General features: G+C 72.8%; 1 protein-coding gene. It reads right to left on the bottom strand.

The genetic code is table 11. The features are described from left to right. On the bottom strand, positions 1 to 1,953 hold a 1,953-nt coding region (locus tag AC1DZ6_RS24165), incomplete at its 3' end, for a baseplate multidomain protein megatron (RefSeq protein ID WP_477099644.1). Positions 1,954 to 2,046 lie beyond the last annotated feature (93 nt).

Genomic DNA, 2,046 nt, shown 5'->3' with positions numbered 1-2,046 from the left:
GTTGGGGGCGTTGGCGCCCTTGTCGACCGCGCCGCAGCCGAACTCGACCAGCCGCAGCGGCTTGGACTTCGGGACCCAGGCGGTCGGCGTCGCCGCCCGCACGCCGCCCGGACGATTGAAGTGTTGGCGGCTCCACCAGGCCTGCAAGTCCTTGGGCCGGAACACCCAAGGCTCGGCATGGGCGCCGTCGGTGATCGGGGTGCGCGTCTGCGCTGTCCGCGCCGCGTTCGAGGCGTAGAACCAGTCGAAGCCTTCGCCGCCGGTCAGGTTCGCGCGCAGGTATCCGACGTCATGCGGGCCGCCCTGCCCGGCGTCCAGGTGATCCTCGCCGTCGCGCCAGTCGGCCATCGGCGGATAGAAATCGACGCCGATGAAATCGATATTGGCGTCGCTCCACAGCGGGTCGAGATGGAAGTGGACGTCGCCGGAGCCGTCGCCCGGCTGGTGGCCAAAATACTCGCTCCAGTCGGCGGCGTAGCCCAGCTTGGCCGCCGGTCCCAGCAGGGTCCGCACCTGGCCGGCCAGGCTCTTCAGCGCGGTCACGGCCGGATAGGACGAGGCCCCGTCGCGCACGGTGGTCAGGCCGCGCAGCTCCGAGCCCAGGATGAAGCCGTCCACCCCGCCCGCCAGCTGGGCCAGCTTGGCGTAGTGCAACAGCATGCGCCTCAGGCCCCAGTCGCCGGCCGGACCGCTGAAGGTGGGCAGGCCGTCGGCGGCCTCGAACTGCCCCGCCGTGGCCGCACCGAAGAAGGCCGAGACCTGGGCGGTCGCGGCGGCGGTCTTGTCGGGTGAACCAGGACGGCCGGCGGCGGGATGGCAGGTGATCCGGCCGCGCCAGGGATAGGCGCCCTGCGCCGCGCCGCCGTACGGATCGGGCAGCGCATTGCCGGCCGGCACGTCCATCAGCACGAACGGATAGAGGGTCACCCTCAGCCCGCGCCGCTTCAGCTCGGCGATCGCCTGCAGCACGGCCCGGTCGGCAGGCGTGCCGCCATAGGCCAGCCCGCCGCCGCTGCTGGAGACGACGGCCGCCCCCGCGCGATCCACGCCGTTCACCCGCCAGTCGAACGGGATCGTCGCCTTGGCCGCCTGCTCCACCTTGGGCCGGATCGCGCACGACCCGCAACGCAGGTCGTCGCCGAACCAGGCGACCACCAGGGTCACCGCCTCGACGTTCGGCAGCTGCGCCTGCAGCTGGTCGAGCGAGACCACCAGGTCGGGACGGCCCTCGCTGTTGTTCAGGGTCTCGGCCGTGGTCCGGGTCAGGCCGTCGCGGCGCAGGACCGGGTCGGTGGCGTAGACGAACTCGCCCGCGCCGGGGATCAGGCACACGCCCTTTAACCGCTCCTCGAGTCCTGACGGGGCGCCGCTGGCGCGCGGCCGGTGGAACACCTCGAACGACAGCTGCGGCGGCCGGTTGCCATAGGCCCCCAGCGGCAGGTCCTCGAACACCACATAGGCCGTGCCGCGATAGGCCGGCGCCTCGCCTTCCACCGCCGCGATCAGGGCGTCCGGCGCCTGGTCCTCGGCGCCGGTGTGGACGCGCATGACCACGCCGGCCATGTCCATCGGCTTGCCGTCGGCCCAGACCCGGCCGATCCCGTCGATCGGGCCCTCGCAGACGGCGACCGCGAACGACAGGCTGTAGGCGGCGCTGGTGGTGCGCGGACCCTTGCCGCCACCGCCGCCCTGGACGTCGATCCAGCGCTCCTTGAACCGCGCCGCCCAGATCACCTGGCCGGCCACGCGCGCCCGGCCGAACACCGCCGCCATCGGCGCGCCCTCGGCCGCCCCCGACAGCCGCAGGGCCGGGATGCGCGGCCCGACCTGACGGTCCGGCGCCAGGCCGTTGATCACGGCGTTGTCGATCGCCTGGCCGATGCTGAAACCGATCGCGCCGCCGATCGGTCCGGCCAGGGCCGAGCCGACGGCGGAGAGGATGACCTGAGCCATGGAGTCCTCCAAGACCCTCTCCCATGGGGAGAGGGAGGGGCCCAAGCGAAGCTTGGGAGGGTGAGGGGGTAAGACGGTCGACGGCGTGCCGGC

This window comes from Caulobacter sp. P1_B12_2 (assembly GCF_056406675.1).
The sequence above is the reverse complement of the archived record's forward strand: the minus strand, read 5'-3'. Positions and strand labels throughout refer to the sequence as shown.